This window comes from Legionella lytica (genome assembly GCF_023921225.1).
Taxonomy (GTDB): Bacteria; Pseudomonadota; Gammaproteobacteria; order Legionellales; family Legionellaceae; genus Legionella; species Legionella lytica.
The window spans coordinates 175,354-199,631 of record NZ_CP071528.1 but is presented as its reverse complement, the minus strand read 5'-3'; the positions used below and the strand labels follow the sequence as shown (position 1 = coordinate 199,631).

Here is a 24,278-nt window from a genome sequence, read left to right as displayed (position 1 = left end):
CTTGTCTCGTTGACCACGATTAAGTTGTTATGAGTTAACTTCCCTTGTTCTGTAATGAGGCTAATAGCTCAATAATTTTTTGAACAGACTCATTTACAGTATGTTTGGAGGTGTCAATAATCATAGATATTGATTCCCATGGTTCATAATCTCTATTTAAAACATCTTTCCATGTAGGTAGTTTATGACCGTTTATATCTGCCACTCTCTTTTCTATCCTGCCTTGATGTTGTATTTTATCTGAACAAATTAATTCAATTTCTACATAATCAGTATCCGCTTCTTTAGCAACCTGGCGCCAGTCGTGGCGAGTAATGGCAATTGGATTAACTGAATCAGCAATAACATCCAGGCCCAACGCCAAATTTTCTTTCGCGATAGCATAACTTATTACATAACCTTCAGAGCCTATTATCAATGAATCAGGGTAGCCCTCTAAATTTTTTAATGTTTGCTCAACAGTATCCACTCTCAGGTAAACAGCCTTCAAGCGGCTGGCTACTTCCTTTGAAATTGTTGTTTTACCAGTTCCTGGCAGTCCACCAAAAATAATTAGCATTCTAATTCCTGTAATTGTGCGGATAAAACTCGTCTTACCGATGTTCGGCCAATGCCAAGTCTTTTAGCAATTTCAGATTTACTAAATCCTGATTTAAATAATGTATCTATTTCACTTTCGTATTTTTTTGTTGTTGCAGGTCGACCGTGATTTTTTCCTTTTTGTCTGGCATGAGCGATACCGGATTTAACACGTTCCCTTAAAATTTTCCGTTCAAATTGACCTCCGACCGAGATCTTTGTAAAAAAGGGTCATGATCAAATCTCACTCAAATTATGCACTTTACACCGTAGGTATACTATGTTTTTTTATTTTATCTCAAAGCCCAACCATTTCCATATTGGGTTAATATCGTCAAGGCTCGCCTATTATAGGCAAAGAACCTCTTTGATTTAGTTAATCATAGAGTCTAAGTATGGACATGACCCTTTTTTACAAAGATCTCGGTCGGAGGTCAAGGTGAACAATGTGCAATTGAATGAGGCCTAATCTATCTCAATAGGAGTAAATATGATATCCAATCTCATAAAAAGCAAATAAATCCTCCTACCGATGTGGGGGCCGGAAATATAGTTATAATAGTTTCTTCAAAAAAGTTCGCTTTTACGCTCATCCCGATCCGTTTGAAAAGGACTAAGTCGAGAAAGTACTTTTGCGCGAACATCCCCTTACTCATATCCAAAGGGATGGTATACGAACACAACCCATCGTCCCATTTTCTCAAAGTATAACCCTATGGCAATTCTTCTTATTGTTTTTAATAGTCTAAAATTATCTAACCATCCATTTGGAAAGGTGAAATCTCCTTCGGTCTTGTTTGCATCCCAGTATCATTAGTGTCTATAGAAGAAAACAATGAGCTCAAATTCCATCTTTTAGACTCGAAAACAAAATCTCGCGTGCGCTATCAACGAGTCAGCGAAGAAACCGGAAATGATGACGAAGCGTAGTTTTAAGCCAGGTTTGACAGCATATCTAGCCCAGAGTGGAAATGAACTAAATATGCTTTAGAAAATTTTAGTCTACCTTAAATTGGAAACTTGACTCTTGAACTGTTTTACTTCCAGTATCTAAAGAATCAAGATTTGAGCTGCCAAATAATGTTTGAGGTGTAGATATAAGTAGTTCGGCCAATTTTGCTTCATTCAGTTTTATTTCTTCCTCGGTAATAGAAGAGTCCTCTGGTGCAAATTTCTGAGCGTGGCTAAGAGCCTCTTCAGCCTTCCTCCATTTTTTCTCTAATCTGTAAGTACAAGCAATATTTAACCATGCATCCGCAACTTCTTGTTTATCGTCTGTTTTTTCCAAGATGGACGAAAAATAATTTCTGGCCTCAGAGAAGCAATTCTGTTTAAAAAGAGACATTCCAATTTGATTAATGACAATAAGGTGTTCTGGATCAAGATACATTGCTTCTAAATAAATTACTTGTGCATTTTTATAATCTTTATTTTTATACAAGTGATGGCCATATTGCGCTAAACATTCTGTAAGGTTAGATGAAATAATATTTTTTAAGGCTAGGTCTTGCTCGTGACATAAGGATAATGCTTTTCGGTAATATTGTATTGCATAACTAAAATTGCTAGTGATATTTTTCTGTATAGCCTCCACATTTTCAACCGCTCTTTCAAGAACTTCGATGTATTGTTCATACCAACTGGCTGCAGTTTGTAGAAATACAGGATTGTCACTACATAGCTCCAAGGCTTTTTTGATAAAAAACAGTGCTCCTTTAAAAACTTTCGCGCTGCTTGCCAGATCTGTTTCAAGATAATGCAGAGCAGATTTTATATAAAACAAACCCATGTTGTTCCAGGCTGAAGCTGCGGATGGATAAATCTTAGTTGCCGTTTCGTAACATCTTAGTGCTGCAGTGTTCTTGTTTTCCGCTTCATAACATTGACCTAGTAAATCGAATGCATAAGAAACATTGGCTACTTCATCTGAATTATTTTGCCTTAATTCAATGAACTTTTTTAAGGGGGATAGAGCTTGTTGTTTTTCATCACAAAAAAAGCAACATTTTCCTAAATAAAAATAGCTTTCTGCTACTTCTGGATTTTTTTCAATTGCTTGAAGGAAAAAATCTTTAGCTATTCCATAATTATGTTCATCAAGTGCTTTTACTCCATCTGCATGGAACGAATTAAACATACTCAATCCTAATTTATCACTATTAAAAAATTGCTTCTAATTTTATCATGGAAGATAACTTAAGTAATATAAGATTTAAGAGATAAGTACTTTCCATAACTTAGATGTGTGTGTATCATTTTTGGTTTTAAAGAGGTTTATTGAGCAAAAGTTCATATTGGGTATAAAAAATTAAACGGTTAAATTGATGGGCGCTCGTATTATGAAGGATTCAATCCATCTTGTTTGCCCACACTGTTAAACAACAAATCGCTTGCTCTCTACGCGATTGGTCGAGAACCCAAAATATGGGAAATGTCAAAAAGCACTCTTCGAAGGAAAACCTGTTTCTTTAGACGCAGCACAGTTCGATCTTCATTTCCAAAAGAATGATATTCCAGTGTTTGTTGATTTTTGGGCCGAATGGTGTGGCCCATGTAAAATTATGGCACCTTATTTTGAAAAGGCTGCAACACTTCTGGAGCCCTAAGTTAGGTTTGCTAAAATCAATACGGAATCACAACAAACGTTAGCTGCTCGCTACCAAATCCAAAGCATTCCCACTTTAATACTCTTTTATCATGGAAAAGAGCGCGCTCGACTGTGGTACTATGCGTGTCATTATGTTGCCTCATAATTCTCTCCTTGATTGGATTTCCATTTGCTCCTTTTTATCAGCTCAACGCTTCTGTTTACATGTCGGCTTACCAAAACCGACTCTCTGCCTGTAAGAGCAATAATAAAAATAGTTGTTTAATCATTCAAATTTGCAATCAGGTTTTCTCTTTGACATAGATGCTCAAGAAATGACTGGCCCATAGACCAGTCATTCAGAACGAACTAATCCGCTTTATAGCAATAAATTTCTTTATCACCGGTATTTACTGGCTTTAATACTAAAGGTTCTTCACCACCACCTTCTGTTTTATTCATAAGGCAACGATAGCCAGAGAACGTATAGTAATAATTGCCCTCAGGCATTAAATACCCTTTTTGGGTCGTATATGTTTTATTATCTTCATCAACAGTTATTGGGACACTTTTCCATGTATTAGTTTGAGTATTAATAATATTTTCGGCACAAACAGAGGAAATAGATGAGATGAAGAGGACACTTAAAATAATTTTTTTCATTAAAATCTCCCTTGTAATATAAAATCCATTTAAACTACTCGGTCAACTGTACAAACTATAGTATGAAATTTCACTTTTACTAATTTTAATTCTAACGACATGAAGGTGAAGATCAATGACCGTTCTTGTTATTTAGGAAAAGCCTCAATGAAGTGCATTTCTTTTAGGCCAAATGGATAAAGTAAAAAGAAAGCGTTCCAAGATATCCTAAAATGACGAAGGCCACCTAAGTGGCCTTCCAGCAACCAATATCTTTTATAAAAAAGAACATGGTTACATTCTAATTATAGGAGAGCAATCTAATTGTGTCAAATTTGACCAGAATTAATGGCTCTTGCTTCACCTCAAATGATGTTCATTAAGTTTCATTTGGCCCAGGGAAATCAAAATAAGAAATTTCTTACATGATAAGCAGCGGTTTTGACTGTAATTTACTCTAATTGTTCGCTATGATTAGTTCAGTACGAGGAACGACAGCGGATGTCTTTAAGGATGATTCGAGCGCATCAAGGATGATGCATACCACAAGGATGTGGTTTGTCTCCTCGGAACACGAATTAATCTCCGTCTCTGTAAATAAGCGCTCACTCTTCTGGTAAAGTTATTACCAGTGTTCCTCAGTACATTTATCCTTAGCTATTAACAGTTCTGTGAGAGTGGCCGTGGGTATCTTTAGATGCAATTTCCATCTTTATTATGAATGATAAGTTCAGCCCACCTTTCTTTTACTCAACATTTTTAAGGCTAAAAGCTTTCACAAAGACAAAGTCATGCGTACTTTAAACACGTTATACCAAGAATCTAATTGAGGATAATACTAAAAATACCCTAATTTACTTTCATTTCAGTAACTCTTCACACTAAAAGATTATTTTTTAATTAGTTATTGTGGCTCCAGTACCTTGTATCACTAACAAAAATTGAAGATTAGTCTAATTAACATGCTACTTAGTTAGACATTCAATAAACAAGCTTCTAGAATTAAAGTGATTGCCAATATCGAAAATTACTACGTTTGAATCAACCCAAGCGCTGACGTTTTATTGTAAATACATAAAATATATCACGGCTAGGTAAACTGACATCGCTTTATTCATGACCAATCTCTACATTATTCACTTACAAGAGATTATCGATCAAGGACTACTCTAGGGAATGATTATGGGTCTTAGTCAATATAAAAAAAAGAGAGATTTCTCAAAAACACCGGAGCCTAAAGGAAACGTAGGCAAAGAACCTTCACGCCTTTTTATTATTCAAAAACATGCAGCCAGTCATCTTCATTATGATTTTCGCCTAGAGCTGCATGGGGTATTAAAAAGTTGGGCCGTTCCTAAAGGTCCCTCTTTAGATCCCAAAGTAAAACGCCTAGCCATGCACGTTGAAGATCATCCCATTCAATATGGCAGCTTTGAAGGAATTATACCCAAAGGTCAGTATGGAGGTGGGACCGTCATGCTATGGGATAAAGGGACATGGGAACCATTAGATGAAAAACCCTATGAAGCTTATGAAAAAGGTCATTTACGATTTCTGCTTCATGCAGAAAAGCTTCAAGGAAGATGGGATTTAATTCGTTTTAAAGATGAAAAACATTGGTTCTTAATAAAGCACGAAGACGAATTCGCACAAAGCCAAGAAAAATACGACATTACTAAAGCACTTTATAGAAGTGTAGTTTCCAATTACACCATGGATGAAATTACTGCCAATTATGAGCGTATTTGGAATAGTGCGGGAGAACAAAAAGTAAAATCCCCACAAAAACCGAAAAACATGAAACAGGCAAAACCACCTGTGACCTTACCTAAGGGTTTAGTACCCAGTGAATATCCAGGATTTATTTCTCCTCAACTCGCCACATTAGTTGATAAACCCCCTCTTGGAGCACAGTGGATTCATGAAATCAAATTTGATGGTTATCGCATTCTTGCTTATAAAAATGGTTCAGAGGTCAATCTTACCTCCAGAAATAATAATGCCTGGACTAATGATTTTCCCTCCATTGTGGAGGCTGTCAGTCGTCTACCCTTTAAACAACTCATTTTGGATGGGGAGGTGGTTGTTCTAGATAAGGACGGTCGTTCCGATTTTCAACTACTACAAAACTCTTTAAAAAGTAATAATGGGGCATCATTTGTCTATTTTGTGTTTGATCTTCTTTATTTTGAAGGGTATGACTTAAGAGCACTGCCTTTATTAGAGCGTAAAGCAATTCTAAAAAATATTTTATCGTTTACTATCCCCGGATTACATTACAGTGACCACATTATAAAAAAAGGTAACGATCTTTATCAGTATTCTTGTGCTCAAAATTTGGAAGGAATAATTTCTAAACTCAGTACAGCACCCTATCTCTCTAAACGCAGCAAAAACTGGTTAAAAATTAAATGCTTAAAACGACAAGAATTTGTTATTGGAGGGTACACTTTACCCAAAGGAGAACGCTCACATTTTGGGTCACTTTTTTTAGGTGCTTACAATAAGCACGGAACCTTAGATTTTACAGGCAATGTCGGTACGGGCTTTACTGAAAAATCCCTAAATGAGATCAATAAACTCTTACAAAAAAACAAATCCCCCAAAAACCCGTTTAATAACAATCCTCCAGGCTATACGACGGCTCATTGGCTTGAACCTAATTTGGTATGTGACGTTGAATTTACTGAATGGACTAAAGACGGTCACATTCGTCACCCAAGTTTTAAAGGGATACGTTTAGATAAAAAAGCTTCTGAGGTGGTACGTGAGTTAGAAATGCCCATAGAAAAGATAAAAAAACAGAAAGCGGACTCAAAACACTCAGAAGCACCTTTTGTGATTACACATCCCGATAAGATTCTTTATCCAGAGGATGAAATCACTAAAAAAGATTTACTTAACTATTACGAAACAATCAGTGAGTATATTTTACCTTACATTTCGTATAGGCCTCTAACTTTAGTGCGATGCCCATCCAGTTACGCTAAATGTTTTTATCAACGCCATTTTAATGAGTCTACTCCAGAAACATTACTCCCATTTGAAGATCCCAATGATAAAGAACATGAACGTTATATTTATCTTAATAATCGGGAAGGACTATTGAGTCTGGTACAAATGGGCGTTTTAGAAATCCACCCTTGGGGTAGTCGCATCGATCATATTGAACAACCCGACACTCTGGTGATTGATTTAGATCCCGCAGCTGGGATTCCTTGGAAACAAGTGGTCAGCGCTGCCCTTGAAGTAAGGGAGCATCTAGCCCAATATCAGTTAAAATCGTTTGTTAAAAGCACGGGCGGTAAAGGGCTTCATGTCGTTATCCCCATTATTCCAGAATATGATTGGGAGATAATAAAAGAGTTTACTCATACGTTTGTTAAATTTTTAGAAAAGCTTAAACCTAGTGAATACATCAGCACTATGACTAAGTCCAAACGAACTGGGAAAATATTTGTAGACTATTTAAGAAATCAAAGAACAGCTACCGCGATTGGAGCTTATTCAACACGGGCCAGGCCGCATGCCCCTGTTTCAACACCTCTTGCCTGGGATGAGTTAAGCAATCGCATTGAAGAAAATAGCTATACTATTAAAACGTTGCCCAAACGGCTTGAACAATTAAAAGAAGATCCGTGGAAGGAATATTGGCAAATTAAACAGTCTTTACGATTAAATGAGCTCTAAATAGTAATTTAACAGAACTACGTAACTGATTGAAAGAAAACATTTATTTTTTATATGAACGAATAGCTATTGACCAGTCTGGGTGCTGAAATCTTTTGGACTTTTCTGGCATCATAACTTGACGATGCCAGAAGAGCCCATCTTTTATTTGACAACATCACTTAAAGAAAACTTAAGATCTTTTCTTTAAAATATTTTAGTACTAATTCAGCCTCGGCTTCAGTTGATAAAGTCTGGTCATAAACCAACCCCATCATGTGATTTACATGACTACTGCGAATCAATAAATTAAACTGTTCAGGACGATTATAATTCCATAGTCCTACCTTATTTCCGCTGAGATTAATTAAATTCTCAATCAAATAATCGGCGCAAGAAAGTAAACCGCGTGAGGGCTCCAGATTGTATTGATTAAAAATAAATTGCGGTTGCAGGTATTTAGAATGTTCAGCATCTTCTCCACGTAAAGGATATTGAAAACGCTCAATCAACTGGAGTACCTGCATCTGGGTATTTTTCAGCGCTTGGGTTGTTCCGCTGTCTGTTTTGACTTCAAAAAGAAAAGGAATACTATCCGCATAATATCCAATCATTTCTGGATCATTTAATCGACCTCGATTAGATTTCACCATGCTAATATAAATTTTATTGTGCTTATTTATCTCAGCTAAAGCAAGACAAAAGACATGGAAATAAAACGCATACAGGGAAATATTATGTCGTCGGCAAAACCCATGTACCCTTTCTGAATCTTCTTGAGGTAATAGTTTATAAACTACCCCGCCAACATAATTTACTGTTTGGGGTGACTTATTGAAATGCAGTGATTCCAACTGCTGATTCATTTCACTATAGTAGCGATTATATTCTGCCTTATTACTCTCATACAGCATCGCTTCTTGATGATGATCATGCAGATAATTATTTTTCTGCAGATGGATCTCTGAGGTATGGTTTTTCGCAAGATATACATCTTCCAGCTTCTTAAAAAATAATTCTGCACCTACACCATCCGCAATTATATGATGAAAACGAATTAATAAAATTGATTTCTCATGGTCCTCACAATGAACTAAATAACACCTAAATAAAGGTGCTTGTGTTATATCAATTGGGTCAACAAGCAGGCCGCCTATGGTTTGACAAAGATTTTTCTCGTTGATCACGCACACTTCTGTATTTGCTTTAGGATTAAAGTTCCATTTAAGCGTCCCGTTCTCCTCAATAAAAAACACTTGTAGTGCGGGTGTATCACTAACCACCTTATTGATTGCTTGATTAAGGCGATCAATTTCCAAAACGCCATCGACCTCTTTGAATACCGGAACATAATATGGAGTTCTATCAGGATGTCCTTTAAATAAAGGCCATAAATTGCTTTGCATTACTGAAGCATCATACAACGCCAAGGGTTTCTCCTTAACAAAATGAGTATTATTTTGCTCCTGAGTTTTTAAGGTATTCACCCAGTCATCTAATAAAGTATTAGCTAATGATTCATCTATCCTATCACGTCGATATTTCAAGCTTAGCTCTAGGCTTTGTGCTTTTAATAAAACTTTAAACGACAATAAACGTGGCTCATCGCCCCATAAATGATTTTGTATATTGCCACTTTTTAGTGCTTTGATTTGTAAGTGTGTATTAATGTTTAAGTCACTACTCCTTTGGAAGTCAAATGAAATCATAGGTGTAGCCAGGCCTAGTTCCTTGAATACAGGGATATGAAAATATTGTTTTTCATGTAAGGAAAATATTTGTTGTTGTAATCGCTCCGCGAAACTAAAGATATTGGTATCACGAGCACCAACTAGCAGAACATCATTCGACGTATCGCCAAAAACTGTAGCAAAATCGCCATTTTCTCTACCCGAGAAAAATACGATGATACCCTGCTTATCCTGTTTAAACTTATCGAACAACATAGTAAACAGATTTGCTAAAATGTAGTTACTCAATGAAAGTTTATTCTGTTCAATTAGTGCTAAAGATGAATTCATGTCGGTAAGGGGTATATTTGCACGAATCACTCCAGCTTCTTGGGGAAGCTTTGTCTCAGTCGCTAAAGGAACGTCTATCGAAACCCCTTGTAATTGCTGTGACCAAAAAGTTTCAATTTCTTCATCAAAACGATTTAAAACCTGATCCCATTGCCAACTAACATAATCGCTGTAGTTGACTACTTCATCCTCAAATTGCTCATTTTCATAATGAGCAATTACTTCTTTTATAAAGGATGTCGCCGTATTCCCATCACAAATTAAATGGTGGAAAACAAGCAGCCAGCGATAATGATCATTTCCATCTCGGATTAGACAGGTTCTGAGTAAGGGGGCTTTACTCAGATTAAAAGGCATATTAAAAAAGTCAGTAACCTGTTGTTCGTCATAATTATCAAATAACTCTAGAGTAAGCGCACAATCATCATGCACATGCTGATTGACCTGGTGTACAATTTCATGAAAACTGCAACGTAAAATATCATGACGCTTCAACACAAAGGTCACAGCTTGCTGCAATTTTTCTACTGATAATTTACCCGTAATTGCAAGTTCCATTGGTACCTGATAGGCCAAACTTTGAGGGGAATTTTGGATGAAATTCCAAATTTCCTGCTGTTGTAAGGACAAAGGAAACGTACTTCTACTTTTATAAACAGCAGTATGAACTACGCTTTTATCTTGCTCGCTATCTTTAGATTGCTCGTTTAGTTTTAGCGCCAACTCTTGTGCAGAAGCATGGTTAAACACATCCGGTGCTGAAATGCGAGTATTAGGATAGCGATGATTAATTTTATAGATAAGTTGAGTTGCCATAATGGAGTCCATGCCAAACTCAAACCAATTATCGGTAACTGAAAGTTCTCCTGAAGACAGTTTTAGAACTTCTTCCACTATCTGTAGGATTTTTTCTGCCGTACACAATTTATGATCCCGAGCATTCACAGAATCATCTGATGTCTCATCAGTTAATGCGGTTAGGGGAGCAACAATCAGTGATGGCTCCCTTGAGAAATGATTCACGATTAAATTAGGCTCATTAATCTGCTGTTGAAAAATCAGTTGTAATTCTGATCTTAGCAATGGAGTAATCCCCTTTTCAGCTAAATAAGAAGTTAATTGCAACTCATTACGTTTAAATAAGCCGGTGTTTTTAACTGGCCCTAAAATTAATGATTGTGCGGGTAGATTTTTTTGGTGGCGATACGTACTTAATGCGTGCAAAAATGCATTGGCTGTAGCATATGCTGCCTGTCCTTGATTGCCTAATACCGCACTAAGCGAAGAAATGGTAATAAAAGCTTTTAGTGGATGGCTCAGGGATACTTGATGCAAATTCCAGGCTCCAATCGCTTTGGCACCTAGTATCTCTTGAATATCCTCTTTTGTAGTTTCCTGCCACGGTTTGTCATGTGCAACTCCCGCCGCATGAACAATCATGCCTAAAGGTGGAAAATCATCAGGAATTTTCTCTAGCAATTGCAACAGCTCTTCGTAATCTGCGATATTACATGAGTAATATTTAATTTTAACGCCTTTAATTTGTTGCTGTACTAGTTTTTCACTCCAGGTTGGGTCCTGCTCTTTGCGTCCAATTGCAATAATATGCCGAGCTCCTAACGCAGATAATGATTCAATGAGTGCTTGGCCCACATCACCACCTGCCCCGGTAACAAGATATGAATAGTCGGCGCTAATCATTCGTTCACCGTCAATATGTTCTGCTTCAACAGGACTAATATCCTGACGATAAAATAGTTCTTGCTCCTTGCGTAAAGCCCAATAATTTGCGTCCTTACTGCCAATAAATTGCATTGGATTATTATCTGTATCATTTAAATTAAATTCTAAATAATGCACAGGCCATAGTGGGTATTCTTGTTTTACTGATTTCAGTAACGCCAATAGAGAAGGAGCAACCAAAGAATCATTCTCTGCGAGCAATAGAACTGGCTTATCCGGGTAGTGCTGCACTAGGTATTGGACAAAATGGGTAAACGAAGTTGTCTCAGAGATCAGCTGTTCAGGCTCAGACTGGCAAAAATAAACAATCCAGTTTGCTTGCTGTAAGATATTCTCATGAGAACGATCCACTACCTTTTTCGCAGGAAGGAAACTCATCGTCTTACACAAAAATAGGGAGTTAGGCTCGACTAATGTAGTACCACTCAAAAGTACATGCTCATCTTTTAGGCTAATCAAAGGCAAATGAGGATCTACTTTTAACCATTGTTCACGATATAAATACGTCTTCCACATCTCATTATTGGGGGAACTAAACGCTCCATTTTTTGGAAGCCAATATTCTTTACCACCAAAGGGGTATTTAAGTAATTCTTCATGGACAAAAGATGCATGCTTATTCAGTTGTTGCCATTTGATATCAACCCCTCTTAAATAGAAGGTTCCTAATGTTTCCATAATTCCAGGCCAGGGATTTTCTGGTTCACTCACTGACGGTACAATGACAAAATCATGCACCATTTGTGCTTGAGCTACTAAAATAGGTTTGGGCCCTATTTCTTGACATAACTCCACTTCATGGGCCACCAAAGTATGAATTCCTTGCAAGAACTCCACGGTTTGTAGCATGTGTGCACACCAATATTCCGCAGTAATTTGTCCATCGTACATTAATTCGCCAGTCACATTAGAAACAACGGCCATTTTGGCTGGGTGATAACTAACTTCAGCAGCAATTTTGGCGAATTCATCAACAATTGGTTTCATGAGCGGAGAGTGGAACGCATGAGAGGTTGCCACTTTTTTACATCGAATTCCATGCCCCTCACAATAATTTTCACAGGCTAAAATTGCAGCATCTGTTCCTGAAACTACCGTTTGTGCTGGGCCATTTTTTAAAGAAATCACCAAATCGTCAAAACGAGAAATAAACTGCTCTACTTCAGATGCTGAAGCATTAATCGCTAACATTCCTCCAGAAATAGGTAAGGAAGAAATTAGCACGGCACGTTTACACACTAAATATAGGGCGTCATGAAGAGTTAATATCCCCGCAATGCAGGCAGCAACATATTCTCCCAGGCTATGCCCCAGCAACACGTTGGGTTTTAACCCTAAATGTAGGTACCATTGTGCCAAGCTATATTCATAAACAAATAAAGTCGGTTGAGCATATAAAGTATTATTAATATCCACGTCCTCTGGGGTATTTAATAACATGGCGCGTAAATCATAAGGAAGCCACTTTTGCGCAATAACACAACATTGCTCCAAGACCGCAGCAAACTCAGGAATCGTCTGATATAAAGACGTCGCTACATTGGGCAGCAGACAGCCCTGCCCCGTAAATAACCAGGCTAACTGGTTGCTTTTTGCAATGCTCCCTTCATGCCACTGCTCCTGCTGTAAAGCTGACAGCCAACTTGATTGATCTTTTGCACTAATAAAAGCCCGATAAGGAAAATGTGTTCTTTGAGTCAGCGATTGATGACAGAACGAAGGAAAATGAATTGCAGAATTCTGTTCACCATAAGTACGGTAATTTTGTAGATATTGCTGCAAAATTTTTGGTTCTTTGGCGCTAACAACCCATAAATGTTCGGGATGATTAATCTGTTCTTTTTTAGGCTCCGCCGTTGGGGTATTGCCTAAAATGATATGCGCATTAGTACCGCTAAAACCAAAGGCACTAATCCCCGCATAACGCTCCTCCTCCTTCCAGGGTGTGCAATGCAGTGGAATAGACATGGCATCATGTAGATGCAATTTAGGATTCAACTGATGCAGATTTAAATGCGCAGGAATTTGCCCGTATTTAATTGCCAATACGGTTTTAATGAAGCCTGCAACACCTGCAGCAGCTTCAAGATGACCAAGACGTGTTTTTACTGAGCTAACGTACAATGGATTAGTACGCTCTTGAGCGTAACTGCGACGAATTCCCTCCCATTCAATTGGATCGCCTAATTCAGTACCAGTACCATGGGCTTCAATATGAGTGATTTGCTCTGGTTTTAAATGAGCTAAATTTAATGCGGTAGTTATTACATCCACTTGAGCAGCCAAATTAGGGGCAGTCAAACCGTTACTGGCTCCATCCTGATTCACGGCACTACCGTAAATCACTGCATGAATGCGGTCCCCATCACGTAATGCATCACTTAGTTTTTTTAGTACTACAATACCGCATCCCTCTCCCCGTACATAACCATCCGCACTGATATCAAAAGTACTGCAAAGATTATGAGGTGACAGCATGCCGCTTTTACAAAAAATAATGCTGCTTTCAGGTGATAGAATTAAATTTACACCGCCAGCAATCGCTAATTCACAATCCCCTGCTTGTAATGCGCGACTTGCCTGATGGATACAGACTAAAGAAGAAGAGCACGCTGTATCAATGGCCATACACGGGCCATTTGTTCCTAAGAAATAAGCAATGCGACCAGCAGAGGTAGCAAAACTGGTACCTGTCGCCTGATAAGTTCCTAATTCGGTGAGGGGGACTTGTTTTTGAATTAATTGGTCGTAATCATGGGTACTAATACCGAGATAAACACCGGTGTGCGTACCTTTCAAATCGCTTTCAACTAAACCTGCATCTTCCAAGGCATGCCAGGTGGTAGTTAATGCCAAACGCTGTTGCGGATCAAGGTATTCTGCCTCACGAGGAGAAATATTGAAAAATTTTGCGTCAAAGCATTTTACATCATTTAAAAATCCTCCTTTGCCAGAATACATTTTTCCCTTAGCATCAGGTTTGACATCAAAATACAATCGATTATCCCAATGCGATGTAGGAATGGGTTCAATGCTGTCCTCTTCTTTTAACAAACTCTGCCAAAACTCATCATGGCCATTAATATCCTGATAATTTTTACCAGGAAGGCGACAATCCATCCCAATAATGGCAATGGCTTCGTAGTCTTTGGATTCGATATGGTGTGTATTAGACGCTTGATGGGTTAAATGCGCGCATAAACTATGAATATTGGGACATTCCCAAGCCAACCATGGATCAAGAGGCCGCTCAACGACTTTTTCCAATTCACTCATCATCGTTACTAATTGAATTGACGTAAGTCCGTATTCAGAAAAAGCTCCATTCACTTCAATTGCATCAATAGGAGTATCCGTCTGCATCGCAATCCATTCCTTCAGCCAGAGAACCAGCTTATTCTCTATTTCATCTATATGTATTGTTGAGGTATTTTCAACTTGTTCTGTATGCTGTCCCATCCATGCCAGCCGCGGAAACTCATCGTTTAGATAGGCTTGTTTACATGCATTACGTTGAATTTTCCCACTACTGGTTTTTAATATTTTTTGTGGATATATCAATACAATATCGAATAAACCAACATCGGTTGTCTCAAGAACGGCTTTCTTGATTTTTGCAATAACCTCTCGATATTTAGCATCGCCAAGTCCAGCTTTAGCTTCAGCAACCAGCACGCAAGCCTCTCCTGAATCTTGAGTTATGGAAAAGGCTGCAGCGCAATGAGGCATGAGAGCACGGTCAGTTTGATAGCAAATAGCTTCTATATCCTGAGGATAAATGTTGCGTCCATTAATAATAATTAAATCTTTTACTCGTCCACAAATCGTTAAATGCCCCTTATCATCCAGAAAAGCCAAATCCCCTGTTCTTAAAAATGGGCCTTCGTGAGTATCCGCAGTAAATGCCCCAAATATTTCGTTAGTCTTTTCCGGATTTTTATAATAACCAGAAGCAACTGAATCACCCTGAACCCACAATTCACCAACGGTATTCACAGGAAGCACCTGTAAGCTATTCGGATCGACAATTCGGGCCAAATACTCTTCTGGCACAGGCCCGCAACTGACTAACTCGACAAAGGTGCCTGGCTTATTATTAGTCGGTGTCGGTGTTACAATCCCTTTTTCCAAATCGGTTTTGTCAATCCGCGACATGCGCTCTTTGGACATCCCAACAGAAATACAAAGAGTGGTTTCTGCCATACCATAACCAGGTTTCATTGTGCCTTTTTGAAGGTTATAAGGCGCAAGTGTCTGCTCAAAGTGTCGTATAGTCTCCGGTTTAATTGGTTCAGCACCATTAACCGCACAACGCAGGTGTGAAAAATCAAGTTCTACGGCAGATTTTTTGGAGGTTAATGCTTTAAGCGCCAAGTCATAAGAAAAATTGGGGGCCATTGAATAAGTTCCCCGCTCCTTACTCATGGTATCCAGCCAAAAAAATGGACGCTTTAAGAAGGTAAACGGTGCCATAAATACACAGGTTCCACCAGTGTATAAAGGTAATAAAGTATTGCCAATTAATCCCATATCGTGAAATATAGGAAGCCATGAAACGCATATACTTACCGATTCATGCCCTAAATATTTTTCTAAAAGCTCAAGATTGGCACAAATATTTTTATGAGTTACTACCACCCCTTTCGGTGAACCTGTAGAGCCTGAGGTATATTGTAAAAAGGCAATGTGCTCTGAATCAACTTTGGGTAAAACGATATTTAAGTCAGCCGGTTTTTGCTCTAAGCTATCCACGCAAATTAATGTAGTCCCTTCGGGAAATTCAAATTTATTTTCGTCACAATAGTCTTTTACCGCACTGGTAGTAAGAATCAATTGTGCAGACGAATCAGTAATAATTTTGAATAAACGTTGTAAATGTCGCACTTGACGTGGAGGATAAGCGGTAACCGCAATATTGCCTGAATGCAATACGGAGAGGAAAGATACAATATAATTAATACTGGAATCAAACAACAGCAATATTGGTTTTTGCATAGTTTGATTGCTCTTCGCTTGTAATACCACTAATTTTTTTGCTAAAGATTGAACTCGCTCACCTAGTTGTTCGTATGATAACTCCTGACTGGTTTGATAATCAGACTCCAAAAACTTTAAGGCTATTTTTTGAGGTTGGGTTTGCGCATAATGAAAAACAATGTTTAATAAATTATTTTCAGACATATTAAAACTCACATGATTAAAGATGAAAAGGGCATTCAATGCTCAATATGATTAATTATAGATCACATTAAAAATGTTCTTATTCACGCTATACTTGATATGAGCCAACAAGATTTATTTTGGACTTAAGATGTCAGAAAAAATCAATGATAATCAAACAATTGCATTGTTTGACTTTGACGGTACAATCACCAAAAAAAGTACCACAACTCCCTTTTTAAAATTCATTAGTGGGCACTTTTTTTTACCAAAACTGCTTTTCAGACTCCCATCTTTGATTAGTTATCATTGCCATTTTAGTGGACTGGATCAATTAAATAACATCATTGCCAACACCTTCTTTAAAGGGCTGAAGCGTGAACATTTATACCAAGCAGGCGAGCACTTTTCTGATCAAATGCTCCCTTCTTTGGTAAAAAACACTGCGCTGGAACGGTTAAAATGGCACCAAGACCAAGGCCATTATTGTATCTTAGCTACGGCGGCGTTTAACGTTTATATTGATTATTGGGCTAAAATTAATGGTTTTAATGCGATTGTTTCCACGCAAATCCACTTTGATACTCAGAACGTTGCGAGCGGTACAATTCATGGGCAAAGTTGTAATGGTGCAGAGAAATTAAATCGTGTTTTAGAGCTCATCGGAAATGAGCCCCGCATAATTTATGCCTATGGTGACAGCTCTGGCGATGCAGAAATGTTAGCTTATGCAACTCATGCACATTACCAAATATTTAAATAAGTTTTTCGTCAATATTGGGTTGGGCTGAAATTATTCCCCAGTCAAAAATATTGTATCAAAACAGTTAAACATATTTAATCAAGTTAAAATCACATTCCTTGCCTGCTGAGCCTCCCTTGAGGGGCTTTCTTTAATGCAATACAAATTGATTAATTGTTGCAACATGTGAAATTCTTTAGTGTTTTCTTCTTTTGAAGCCTCATGAATGACTTGATTAACAAACAGCAGCGATTCAGGTTGTTCTTGCAGGCATTGCAGCATCCAGGAATTTAACGCAGTCAAAGCATGTGTTGGTGTTGCACGGTAATATAGAATTTCATGAAAGGATCTTGTTTGTTGGGGGGTATTAATAAATGAAATAAGGTAGTAAATGTAGCATTGATGTTCTTCTTCCAAGGATTGTAATGGTTCTAGATCCGCGTTTTTCGGATGGCTTAGATTCAGAAAATTAGGAAATAGGAGGATTGATGAAAGAAACTTTTGAAAGAGAGATGTATTAAGCTTCTCAAATAAGGCAAGCCGTTCTTTTGAGTTTAAGGAGGAAGTTAGAGATGGAATCATCTCGCAAGCTAAAAAGGCAATGTTATTCGAAGCCTTGCGCTTATTATGGTGTTTTTGTGCATCTTCTTCAAAGTTTTTGGGCTGCTGTGCTTTTTCACAATGTTTCAGTATTGTACTCATTATAAGAGTACGTTGCTCTTTTTCTATTTGGGGTTCTTTGCAGGAAGGTACGAAATTTCCCAGCATGCCCTTATAGCCCTTTACCAGCCTAAGTTGTAGCCAATAAATCGATTTTTTCATTGGATATCAAATTTTGTATAACCTCATGTAAATTAGGGAGTTCTCTGTCACTATAAAATTCATATTTTCCAATCAAATTGATATGTTGCCATGCCACGGGAGATAATCGAATAATTTTCAACCACTTGTCCTCCGCTTTGTCCTTTTTATAATGTTCATAAAGTCCAGAAAGAAGCGAAGCATTGTAAAAAATAATACAGTTAGCCAGTAAACGAGCGCATTCATTATTAATAGTAAGTTCAATTTCTGTTCTTCCAACCAATTTTCTGCTACTTATCTTAGCTATTGCCGATCTTATTTGGTGGTAAGACTCTCCTCGGTTCAATGAACGATGAACCGTTTTACGCATACCTTCATCGTCAATATAATCAAGCACATACAAGGTCATGATGATTTGATCTAATTCAATCAGCGCTCTCAGAGTATCATTAGATTGATAAGATGATAGTTTTTTTACAATAGTACTTTGGCTACTCTTTTTAAGTCCAAGTGTTGCCATTATTCTTAGAATATTATCCCATTCTTTAATAATTAATTTAACGTTCACTTTTTTACTTGGTTTTATAAGCATTCCTTCATAAAGCTTAGGCTCATCAAAACTGACCAGGTTTGAACTTGCTTTTTTATCTAATTGAGTAAACCGAGGCATAAAACGGTAGCCAAAAAGGAACAATATGATGAAATTAACTCGGTTTATACTGTGCATGTCCCCTGATACCGCTGCAACTTCAATATCGCTAGTGTTGCTATTGAGCATATCAAACAGATAATGGCTTTCGTGCTCATTTGCTCCAATAATTTTTGTGCATAGGGGCAGCCAGTTTGCGGACAATGTATAAGCAGATACTCCCTGGCCAAATCCAAAATATTTTGTTGAGAACCTTGCCATAATAGAATTGAATTTGGTTTCTAATTTCTGTCCATCAATGCTTGCATGGATTCCATAATCAGCCAGGGTATATTTTTCAAATATTGGCAATTCCTTTACACAACTCATTACTACATCACTTGCTTGTGTTAAGGTCATATGGCGAATAAAATCAGCATAAGTTGACTTTAGGTCATGTTCTTTAACATCGCTAATGTCTTTCATTTTATCAATATCAATTCCAGTACCTTTTGCAACAAGACAGGCCGATAATGCCGCTTCATCAGCTTGTTTTTTACTGCCTATTGGCAAGATATGAGTAAATTTTTTCATAAATCCGGTATGGTTATTACCAAACTGTATGATTTTCCCGATACTTGTGAGGGGTAAATTCTCATAAAAAGGATTATTAACACCATCGTCTGATTTTTTATAAGGTAACTGCCAGCGAATAACCTCTCCATTTTTGTTGTGTTTGAGCTTAATTTTGTTGTTTTGACCTGATGCAATTTTATCGTTTATTTCTTTATAGCGCAGGAATAATCGATCAGTAAGCTGTTTAAGGATATCGTTTATATCCGTTGCCAACAGTTTATTCTCAAGGCTTTTAATGATTGAATGTTTATTTTCATCCCAATCCTGTTTGGGGTGTAGCTCATCATTTAATGAGCGGTAAGATAAACTATTATAAATGGTAACTGAACCTGTTTTTAGGCTCTTTTCAATTTGAAGATAAAGCATCACCTCATACCTGTCAGGGTCAATGGTTTTTACCTTTTTATTATTTTTATCCAATCGAACCTTTTTAATCACGTAGCGCTGAAGCACTTTGGGTATGAATTCAAGGGGTATGTCTTTAAATTGGTAAGTGCTGAATGACTTATTAGAGTTATAGTGGCTTTTTAAGAAAACTATAGCAGCATTTAACGCCTTATTTTTACTATGAAAATCCAGAGCTTTAAATGCGGCTCGGGTATTTAACTTAATGGTCGATGCTGCATCACTGTAGTATTCCCAACGATAAAACTCGGGAGTAAAATTTGGTTTTTTAATTTTTTGTATGAACTGTTGGAATTTCTCTTCTGGCATAATCTCATATGCTTTTTTCCGTATTTCAGAATCCGCCACCTTTTTATTGTTTACGAGTGATAATATTGCAGCGGCTGCATGACGTTGGTCTTTGTCTTCGTTTTTAGCATCACAAATGGCCTGTGCCTGGTAAGACTCCGCTTCACCTGTGTAATAATTCATTTTATAAATAAAACTGGCAACCAAGTGATCGCTGATTTTTAAATAGCGTTGGTGAGCGTAGCACATGAGATATAGTCGAGATAAGTTTTTTTGTTTCATAGCCCGCAAACCGTAACAGGTATGGTACACAGCTAAATCAGCATAATGCAGAATGTTTTGTTCTGAAATACCCAGTTCTTTAATGATTTCGGTGGATCTTTGATAAAGAGCGGACAAAAATTGATGGTTTTTTATGGAGGTATTAATCTCTCCAGTTGTAAAATCCTTTTGATCTTTTTTCACAGCAGTCAATTGATAAAATAACTCATCTTTTTCGAGAAAGTTTGCCAATAATTCTCTGAACGGTTTGTCAGTTAGGGTATATATCTTATTGCTTAATCTATTTTTTTCATGGTTCAAAGCTTTAGAAACCACTTCTTGTAAGGTGGTGTAGGATGGCCTGACTATTTTATGCTGATGGAAGTACTCTATCAGGGAATTAAATACATATTTGGGTACGGCATGTTGCTTTATTAACTCCTTGGCGTACCCGATAGCTATAGCCTTATTTTTGCTCGAATAAATTGACATGCCATATTTTTTTAAAATGGCATTACGGTTGTCATAATGATGCCGTTTATTCACTTGTTTTTTTGGAAATTTCTCGCAAGGAAAATAAGTTTTAATAACATACCAGGTGTCTTTCCTGAGTCCTTGAAACGTAAAATTAAAAAAATATTGCGAAATCCTAAAGAAACTAACTTGCAAAATGTAATTGATTTTTTTAGGGATATTATCAAAAGAGTTGAGATACTCCTTATCTTCCTCATCTAGCTCAAATACAAACGATCGGTCTTTATCCTCCAAGGCGGGTAATTTGTATAATTTATTAATATCGTCACTGGAAAGTATTTTTAGTCGCGCCACGGGTTATTTTTGTATGCATTAAAACGGACGTTATTATACATCAGATTTGTTGCTCTATTACACTTTATATATTTATAGTTAACTGTATAATTAAACCTATTATTTTAGGTTAAACATTAACAGACTATTTTTTGAGTAAATTATGGCCAAAACAATTGCTTATCTTCGCACCTCAACTGACAAGCAAGATTTGAACAATCAAAAGCTTGAGATTTTTGAATTTGCTAAAAAAAATAAACTGGAAGTTGACGATTTTATTCAAATGACGTCTCAAGCTCTACAAAAAACGAGTGTTCCTTTATGTCATTTAGATAAGTATTTTTAGTAGCGCGAGATAAAGCTGAGTTTCTTACTATTCATCAGGGTTCTTAGCAAAAGGCATAACTGAACTTCGATCTTAACTTCTATGGCCCGGATAAAGTACTTTATCCAGGTCAAAGGTTTTAAGTTAAAGTTATTGATAAGATTCTATCCGATTAGCTAATTCAATTACTTTTGCACGTAATTGTGTATTATAATCTGAACTTGCACACTCCAATTCTCTACTAAATGTAGAGTCATACCATTTTAATTTATAGATGAAACCACTTTCTTTCGTTCCTTTAACAAGTAGGATAGTGGGCTTGCTATTAATCTCATAACTTGTTAATTCCTTTATTAATTCCACGCCGCTATGGGCAAGCTTTCTATTATGTTCAGTGAAAGCACAACTACCTATACCATTTTTTTCAAAAAACTGAACAGCCCCGTCCCATCCATCACCATCATCTCCATTTTTAACTAACTTATATGCTCCATAGGGCGATACGCCTATATTGAGATCCATTTCAGATGGTGGTACTCCAACAAAAGTATATGCCAACTTTAGTTCGCTACTAGAAGATCTTAGATGGGTACTTTTAGAAGAAAAAACATTTTTATATTTTTCTTTGTGGAATGGAGCTACTTTTTTTAATTCCATTAGCTCCTTGGCGCGTGGTTCTGCCTCCATAACGTAGCCTTTTTTTTGTTGTTCATCATACATGGCAAGATATTCTCTCATCTTTTTTGCCATATGAGCATCATTATCATTTTTATAAATATTTTTAGAATTAATATATTTATTGGCTGAAACAATACTGATTTCGCTTGAATCAGAAATCTCAATACCTGCTTTAGAAAGCATTTCAATGTTACGCTTATTAACTTCTTCTTTTGTTAGTGAATTTTGATGTGCCGCTGTTGCATTGAGGGAAAATAAGATAGAAACTCCGGCAAGTAATAATTTTTTATTCATTTTTAATCCTTATATGATTACGTACTAATTTAATAATCCCACCAGCCATTATAAATACTGCAGTCCCCTACACTGGTAGTATCGAATGGGATTCGTCCATTGCCATAGTCGCTTAAATAATGATATCCGGAAACAAACCATCGGTGATCGTTTAATGGAGCTTCATTCCAATGAACAGCAGCTTGCCTCCACGTAACGGCATATCCTGTATCAATTAAATGATCTCGGTCTTTACCATAAATATTCCCATGAGTACTGACTACACGCCAGTCAAAAGAATGATTAAGCCACCAAGTTATTGATTCATTATTGATACAATTTGCTCGGCTATGAACTGTAGTAGCCCATATTCCAGCGATAGAATTTAAGGGAAGAGCCCCTAAAATTACAGATAAGAATAATATTTTTTTCATCCAATACCTCCATGAGTTGACTTACTTAAGAAAAAGCAATTGATAAAAAATTTTCCATATACAGCACCTCCCTTATCAATCAGTGCAATTGATTTGCACTTTTGTTGAGGGAAACTCATTTTACTGTATTCAAAAGGTTCTGTCGTTAAAAATTTTTAATGCTGAGGGACTTAGATTGAGTGCTAAAAAAATTAGTATAAGAATTATTTCACTGAATATTTTATTATATATCTTCCTCATCTAACATGAAATCATCCAACGAAACAAATGAAATTATATTCAATAGGTTAGTGTTATTTGATTTAACCAGGCAAAAATCAATTTATTGACTCTAGCCTAGACTGGCAAAGGGTTATAAGGGTGAACCGGGAAATTTCGTCCCTTCCTGTAAAGAACCCCAACTAAGGGTCGTGAATGACTGAGGAAATCAGGATAGGTTCCATACTCCCTATAGTGACCGAACTGATTTCTTGGCGGTATTTTAAGATAATTTAAGATGAGAAGACAATCTTCAGAAAGAGCCATGGGAATTATAGAACATAGCTGAGATACGCTGTGTACCCAAGAGGAATTGCGGGGCAAAATAATATTCGCCACAATAAACGATAGGCTTGGGATCGTTTGTTTAAGATATGAACCCAAAACCGGGATAGCTTGTATGGGAGGGTCTACATGCTCATTGGATATTTTTTTGATGAGAAACTCAATGGTGGCTTTTAGTTCATCCTTAATCATGTAAGGAGCGAGCTTACTCAACATAGCTGGGGTATTGGGTGTATATTTTTTTTTTAATTCCTCTAATAATGTGGCTCGTTGCCTGTTTGTCAGCATCATGGCATTTTCAGTTAAAGAAGAGACAGCAATTAATCCTTTTTGGGATTCAAGTGTATCAATGGCCTGAAGACTTGTTTGAAATTCAGTTTCTGAAAAAGTGAGTTTCCGTTGGGCGTAAATAAAAAGCCCTACTAACAGTTTTTCAGGCGGATAAAAAGCCAATGCCTTAAGCATTGTTTTTTCATCAGGCATGTATGGGCTAGAATGTTGTGCCCAATAATGCAGTAACCGTTGTTGGAAATGCATCGCTTCTTGTGTATGTTGCTCAAATAAAGCTGTAATCGCCAGTTTGCGTACTTAGAGGGCTTGCGCTGCTTCCTATAGAGATTAATTCGTGGGGAGAGAGAAATTTATAAATGACCTTTAATCCATCTGTAGGTAAAAACATGTGAGGCATACTCAAGCTTCCTGCTCAATCAAAGATGTTGTAATTTTTATCATTTAGTAGTTATTGTCAATAGCTACAGATTTTATGGAAAAAACATCATGGGTTCCGATGTGCCTTTCAAATAAGATAAAATGCAAACATAATGACTAACGCGAGCAATAAATGACTCAACCCATCCACGAAAAATTAGTGAAACTCGGTATTAGCGAGGCCTCTTACAACCAATGGTCAACTTAACTTCAGAAATTAGCCTATTAAGAAAAACAGTATCATCGCGTCATTGTCAAAAGAAACTCCAAGAACACAACCTTAAAATTAATTGAATTGCATCCGGATGCTAATAAACTCATTTACTTCTTGTTATCATGAAAGATGGA

14 protein-coding genes and 1 pseudogene are annotated in these 24,278 nt (G+C 37.0%); 5 read left to right on the top strand and 10 right to left on the bottom strand.

The annotated features are described in order from the left end of the window. Positions 1–34 precede the first annotated feature (34 nt). On the bottom strand, positions 35–559 hold the full coding sequence (locus tag J2N86_RS14735) for an AAA family ATPase (RefSeq protein WP_252582469.1): 525 nt from the start codon (positions 557–559) through the stop codon (positions 35–37). Beyond that, positions 553–738: a helix-turn-helix domain-containing protein gene (locus tag J2N86_RS16140; RefSeq protein ID WP_289781860.1), complete on the bottom strand. Its 186-nt coding sequence runs from the start codon at positions 736–738 to the stop codon at positions 553–555. Before J2N86_RS16140 ends, J2N86_RS14735 begins: the two co-directional genes overlap by 7 nt. A 606-nt stretch (positions 739–1,344) precedes the next feature. Here J2N86_RS16140 and J2N86_RS16285 point away from each other — a divergent pair. Next, the gene (locus tag J2N86_RS16285; protein WP_407659008.1) at positions 1,345–1,509 is read left to right on the top strand and encodes a Ku protein; all 165 of its coding nucleotides are present in this window, start codon (positions 1,345–1,347) and stop codon (positions 1,507–1,509) included. A 67-nt stretch (positions 1,510–1,576) separates the two neighbouring features. On the opposite strand, the gene J2N86_RS14725 is transcribed toward J2N86_RS16285, so the two are convergent. Further along, entirely contained in the window at positions 1,577–2,716 is a 1,140-nt protein-coding gene (locus J2N86_RS14725) for a tetratricopeptide repeat protein (RefSeq protein WP_252582468.1), read from the bottom strand. Between the two features lie 253 nt (positions 2,717–2,969). Here J2N86_RS14725 and trxA point away from each other — a divergent pair. Further along, positions 2,970–3,332, top strand: a pseudogene (gene trxA / locus J2N86_RS14720) (thioredoxin). 203 nt (positions 3,333–3,535) lie between these two features. On the opposite strand, the gene J2N86_RS14715 reads toward trxA, so the two are convergent. Beyond that, a complete protein-coding gene (locus J2N86_RS14715) occupies positions 3,536–3,829 on the bottom strand; it encodes a hypothetical protein (RefSeq protein ID WP_252582467.1) in 294 nt (97 codons plus the stop codon). A 1,161-nt stretch (positions 3,830–4,990) separates the two neighbouring features. Between J2N86_RS14715 and ligD the strand changes: the two genes are divergently transcribed. Then, positions 4,991–7,498, top strand: a complete 2,508-nt coding sequence (gene ligD / locus J2N86_RS14710; protein ID WP_252582466.1) for a DNA ligase D — start codon at positions 4,991–4,993, stop codon at positions 7,496–7,498. Between the two features lie 161 nt (positions 7,499–7,659). Here ligD and J2N86_RS14705 read toward each other — a convergent pair whose 3' ends face one another. Further along, positions 7,660–16,422 carry a type I polyketide synthase gene (locus J2N86_RS14705; protein ID WP_252582744.1) on the bottom strand — a complete coding sequence of 2,921 codons (8,763 nt, stop codon included), beginning with the start codon at positions 16,420–16,422 and terminating at the stop codon, positions 7,660–7,662. A 130-nt stretch (positions 16,423–16,552) separates the two neighbouring features. Between J2N86_RS14705 and J2N86_RS14700 the strand changes: the two genes are divergently transcribed. After that, entirely contained in the window at positions 16,553–17,164 is a 612-nt protein-coding gene (locus J2N86_RS14700) for an HAD-IB family hydrolase (protein ID WP_252582743.1), read from the top strand. Positions 17,165–17,242: 78 nt separating this feature from the next. Here the strand turns inward: J2N86_RS14700 and J2N86_RS14695 are convergent, their stop codons facing one another. After that, positions 17,243–17,965, bottom strand: coding sequence for a hypothetical protein (locus J2N86_RS14695; protein WP_252582742.1), 723 nt, complete (start codon positions 17,963–17,965; stop codon positions 17,243–17,245). Next, positions 17,934–20,990: a Tn3 family transposase gene (locus J2N86_RS14690; RefSeq protein ID WP_252582741.1), complete on the bottom strand. Its 3,057-nt coding sequence runs from the start codon at positions 20,988–20,990 to the stop codon at positions 17,934–17,936. Before J2N86_RS14690 ends, J2N86_RS14695 begins: the two co-directional genes overlap by 32 nt. Positions 20,991–21,132: 142 nt before the next feature. Between J2N86_RS14690 and J2N86_RS16135 the strand changes: the two genes are divergently transcribed. Further along, entirely contained in the window at positions 21,133–21,315 is a 183-nt protein-coding gene (locus tag J2N86_RS16135; RefSeq protein ID WP_289781859.1) for a recombinase family protein, read from the top strand. 129 nt (positions 21,316–21,444) lie between these two features. Here J2N86_RS16135 and J2N86_RS14680 read toward each other — a convergent pair whose 3' ends face one another. From J2N86_RS14680 to J2N86_RS14670, 3 genes are all read right to left on the bottom strand, one after another. Then, the gene (locus J2N86_RS14680) at positions 21,445–22,266 is read right to left on the bottom strand and encodes a hypothetical protein (protein WP_252582740.1); all 822 of its coding nucleotides are present in this window, start codon (positions 22,264–22,266) and stop codon (positions 21,445–21,447) included. Between the two features lie 29 nt (positions 22,267–22,295). Next, positions 22,296–22,679 carry a hypothetical protein gene (locus tag J2N86_RS14675; RefSeq protein ID WP_252582739.1) on the bottom strand — a complete coding sequence of 128 codons (384 nt, stop codon included), beginning with the start codon at positions 22,677–22,679 and terminating at the stop codon, positions 22,296–22,298. A gap of 336 nt (positions 22,680–23,015) precedes the next feature. Next, positions 23,016–23,759 (bottom strand): hypothetical protein, encoded by a 744-nt coding sequence (locus J2N86_RS14670; protein ID WP_252582738.1) that lies wholly within the window; start codon positions 23,757–23,759, stop codon positions 23,016–23,018. Positions 23,760–24,278 lie beyond the last annotated feature (519 nt).

Coding starts and splice junctions, on each gene's coding strand:
- J2N86_RS14735 (WP_252582469.1), bottom strand. CDS start 559: ATGCTAATTATTTTTGGTGGACTGCCAGGAACTGGTAAAACAACAATT.
- J2N86_RS14725 (WP_252582468.1), bottom strand. CDS start 2,716: ATGTTTAATTCGTTCCATGCAGATGGAGTAAAAGCACTTGATGAACAT.
- J2N86_RS14715 (WP_252582467.1), bottom strand. CDS start 3,829: ATGAAAAAAATTATTTTAAGTGTCCTCTTCATCTCATCTATTTCCTCT.
- ligD (WP_252582466.1), top strand. CDS start 4,991: ATGGGTCTTAGTCAATATAAAAAAAAGAGAGATTTCTCAAAAACACCG.
- J2N86_RS14705 (WP_252582744.1), bottom strand. CDS start 16,422: ATGTCTGAAAATAATTTATTAAACATTGTTTTTCATTATGCGCAAACC.
- J2N86_RS14700 (WP_252582743.1), top strand. CDS start 16,553: ATGTCAGAAAAAATCAATGATAATCAAACAATTGCATTGTTTGACTTT.
- J2N86_RS14695 (WP_252582742.1), bottom strand. CDS start 17,965: ATGAAAAAATCGATTTATTGGCTACAACTTAGGCTGGTAAAGGGCTAT.
- J2N86_RS16135 (WP_289781859.1), top strand. CDS start 21,133: ATGGCCAAAACAATTGCTTATCTTCGCACCTCAACTGACAAGCAAGAT.
- J2N86_RS14680 (WP_252582740.1), bottom strand. CDS start 22,266: ATGAATAAAAAATTATTACTTGCCGGAGTTTCTATCTTATTTTCCCTC.
- J2N86_RS14675 (WP_252582739.1), bottom strand. CDS start 22,679: ATGAAAAAAATATTATTCTTATCTGTAATTTTAGGGGCTCTTCCCTTA.
- J2N86_RS14670 (WP_252582738.1), bottom strand. CDS start 23,759: ATGCATTTCCAACAACGGTTACTGCATTATTGGGCACAACATTCTAGC.